The sequence below is a fragment of the uncultured Campylobacter sp. genome, from assembly GCF_937949835.1.
In the GTDB taxonomy this organism is placed as follows: domain Bacteria; phylum Campylobacterota; class Campylobacteria; order Campylobacterales; family Campylobacteraceae; genus Campylobacter_B.
Map to the genome: position 1 here is coordinate 1 of NZ_CALEDC010000321.1, position 3,297 is coordinate 3,297.

Below are 3,297 nucleotides of genomic sequence, written 5' to 3' on the forward strand. Positions count from 1 at the left end.
GACAAAGCAAACAAGAGATAGGCGCCTAAATTTAAATCTCGCCGCTAGCCTTCGCGGTGCAGAATTATATAGCCCAGCTTCGTGCCGTTTTCGTCCGAAAATGCCCGCACGTAAAAATAATGTCCGTCCTTTTTGATAAAGCTCTGCGCCCCAAAATCAAGCGTCGCCAAAATCGACAAAACGTCGTAATCCGGCGCGCTGTTTACGACGATAAAGTCCTTGATAACGCCTATTTTATCGTAGAAGCAGTCGGTTTCAAACCTCTTATCTACGAGGATAAAAATATCGTTTCCCATGCGGTTGATCTGCGCGATGACGTGCTCGAAATCGAGCATTATCTCGGCGCTTCCGATAAATTTACCGTCGCTAAAAACCGGCGAAATTCCGCGCATAAAAACTCCGCATCGCCCCATCTCCACAAGCGCTTTTGGAAGCAGACTATGGCGGATCTGCAAAAGCGAATGGCGAAACGAGCTCAGATCGTCGTTGTAAAATTCGTCGCTCCAGCTCCTAGCCAGGCTTCTGGTGTTTTGCGTATGAAAATGTATCTTCACGCCCGTATAAAAGGGCACTGCGCTTAAAATATCTTTGTATTTTTTCGTCACGTCCATGCACTCGCCGTGTTTGCCGCTCTCAAAACAGCGCACCACGTCGCTGTTTTGCGACAAAATCAGCGAGATCGCAAAGGCGTTTAGCTTCTCTTCGTCCACGATCTTTTCAAACAAACTCGCGCTAAAATCGAACTGCTGCTTGATTTTTATCTCGTTTTCCTCGCTTTTAAAGCGCAGGTAAAATGCAAAGGTGGCGACGCAGCAAGCAAGCGCGAAAAGGCTTAGGTATTTTTTGGATCGCGCGCCTATCATCTGAATTCCATCTTTAAATTTGCCGCTAAAACCTCTGCAAATTCGCTAAATTCCGGCAGATCGAGTTTGCCGTTGCGCATCTTTTTTCCCCAGACGGACTCCGGGAAAAAGCTGTCGTTTTTAAAGCGCGCTTGGACGTGAAAATGCACGCGCGGCACGTAGTTGGCAAAGCTTGCGATGTTGATTTTATCGGGTGCGTAAAACTCCCGCAGGCTCTTTTCGCACTGAAGCACGGCGCGCCACAGATGCGCCAGCGTCGCCTCGTCGCAGTCGCTAAGCTCTTTAAATTTCGCCTTCGTAAAGACCTTCACCCACGGCACTTCGTGCTCCTCGCGCTCCACGTAAATCATCTCGTCTTCGTAAATCATCGTTTCTCCTTGAAAAGGGAATTTTAATGCAAAGCCCATTAAAGCTCGGTAAATTCCTCTTACATAAATAATATACTAAAATACATTAATTAAATATATCTATAAAATCTCGATATATTCGTAATTTTTATGTTATAATTCTGCCTTTTAAAAGGAATATATATGAAATCAGTTTGGGTAATGATCCTATGCGCCGCGGCGATTTTGATGATTACGATGGGCATTCGTATGTCATTAGGTCTTTTCGTACAGCCCATAATGCAAGCAAATTCCCTATCCATCGCGCAAGTAAGCTTTGCGATGGCAACTACGCAGCTGGTATGGGGCTTTTCGCAACCGCTTAGCGGGATACTTGCAGACAAGCTCGGTGCCTACGTCGTGCTGTTTTGGGGCAGCGTGCTTTTGGCGATTAGTTGCACTCTTGTGCCGTTATTTAGTAGTGAAAGCGCGCTTGTATTAACGATGGGTTTTGGGCTTGCACTGGGGCTTGGCGCGGGTAGTTTTCCGATTCTAATGAGCCTAATGGCAAAGCGCCTGCCATTTTCTATCCGCTCGGTTGCTAGCGGAGTGCTAAATGCAGGCGGCTCGTTCGGGCAGTTTTTATTTGCGCCGATGATTGGGTTTTGTATCGCAACGCCTGCTTTGGGATACGGCGGCGCATTTTTTACGCTCGCAGGGCTAAGTCTGTTAATTCTGCCTCTTGCGAGACTTTTAGCAGGCAGTAAAATTCTACTTGGCGAACAAACCAGCCTGCATGAAGAAGATAAGCGCAGCTTAGGCGAAGTGCTGCGTTTAGCGCTGCGCGATAAAAGCTATATTTTGATAAATTTAAGCTTTGCTACGTGCGGTTTTCACGTAGCGTTTTTAGTGACGCACCTGCCTAGCGAAGTAGCACTAAGCGGGCATGGCGCGCAGGTAGCGTCCTTTTCGCTCGCACTGATTGGCATCGCAAACATCGTAGGCAGCTTATTCGTAGGTTGGTGTGTTTCCAAAGTGCGCTGTAAAGTCATTTTATTTTGCATATATGCCCTGCGTATCGCTCTTATTGGTGCTTATGTGCTCTCGCCCAAAGATAGCCTTACGTTTTATATCTTCAGCGTGGGATTAGGATTTACCTGGCTAGCGACCGTACCGCCTACTGCGGCTGCCGTCGGTAAGCTATTAGGGACGCGATATTTAGCAAGCCTATTTGGATTTACGATGCTTTCGCATCAAATCGGCGGATTTTTTGGCGCATATATCGGAGGTCTTGCAGTGCGGGCATACGGCGCGTATGATTATATGTGGTATTTGGATATGACGCTAGCGGCTATTGCAGTTCTGCTAAGCCTGCCTGTGCGTGAAGCTAAGATGAAGCACGTGAAATTTTAAAAATTTTATGGGATTTTGAAATTTACGGACGGAATTTTCGCGAAATTTTGCAAGCTAAATTACGACAGAATTTTGAAAATTTTAAAATTTATCGGATTTTATGTTTCGCACTATGAAATTTTACTTTAGCTTTAAAATTCCGCTGCGATAAAATGCAAAATCCGCTTATGCTTTCAAATTTAGCCGGGGCGAGATTTTAAATTTTATAGAATTTTGAAATTTTAAAATTTCGGCTCGCGCAGCATTTTAAGGGCCGGCGCGAGAGCGCCTGCAAAGCCCATAAATTTTTCAAATTCCTCCGCGCTAAGCTCTGCGCTAAACTCCGCTCCAGAAGCACCGAAGCTTGCTTCATAAACGAAACCCGATTTTTTTAAAAAATGTTCAAATTTAGCCACCGCCGCAAACGGCACGAAAAATATGCACTTCTTACGCAGCACGAATTCCACTAGCTCTGCGGCGTCCGCAGCAGCGTCTATCGCAGCATTTGCACTACTGGCGTATGCGCGCACCAGCCCGCCAGTGCCTAGCTTGATACCGCCGAAGTAGCGCACCACGAGCACCGCGGCGTTAATCAACTCGGCGCCGCGAAGCGCGTTTAGACACGGCGCGCCCGCAGTCGATTTGGGCTCGCCGTCGTCGCTCGAGTTTTCTACGATCTGCCCGGGCTCGTTCAGCGCGCGATACGCCCAGACGAT

The 3,297-nt window shown here is 47.2% G+C and carries 4 protein-coding genes; 1 reads left to right on the plus strand and 3 read right to left on the minus strand.

Going from position 1 to position 3,297, the window contains the following annotated elements; translation table 11 throughout:
- Positions 1 to 44: 44 nt before the first annotated feature.
- Positions 45 to 863: a cache domain-containing protein gene (locus Q0256_RS07325; RefSeq protein WP_297961725.1), complete on the minus strand. Its 819-nt coding sequence runs from the start codon at positions 861 to 863 to the stop codon at positions 45 to 47.
- Positions 860 to 1,231: an HIT family protein gene (locus Q0256_RS07330; protein ID WP_005870777.1), complete on the minus strand. Its 372-nt coding sequence runs from the start codon at positions 1,229 to 1,231 to the stop codon at positions 860 to 862. The genes Q0256_RS07325 and Q0256_RS07330 overlap by 4 nt, the downstream gene beginning before the upstream one ends.
- Before the next feature lie 162 nt (positions 1,232 to 1,393).
- Here Q0256_RS07330 and Q0256_RS07335 point away from each other — a divergent pair, with 162 nt between their 5' ends.
- Positions 1,394 to 2,602, plus strand: coding sequence for an MFS transporter (locus tag Q0256_RS07335; RefSeq protein WP_297961728.1), 1,209 nt, complete (start codon positions 1,394 to 1,396; stop codon positions 2,600 to 2,602).
- 221 nt (positions 2,603 to 2,823) lie between these two features.
- Here the strand turns inward: Q0256_RS07335 and Q0256_RS07340 are convergent.
- Positions 2,824 to 3,297, minus strand: a 474-nt coding sequence (locus tag Q0256_RS07340) for a YigZ family protein (RefSeq protein ID WP_297961731.1), incomplete at its 5' end; no start/stop codon positions are given.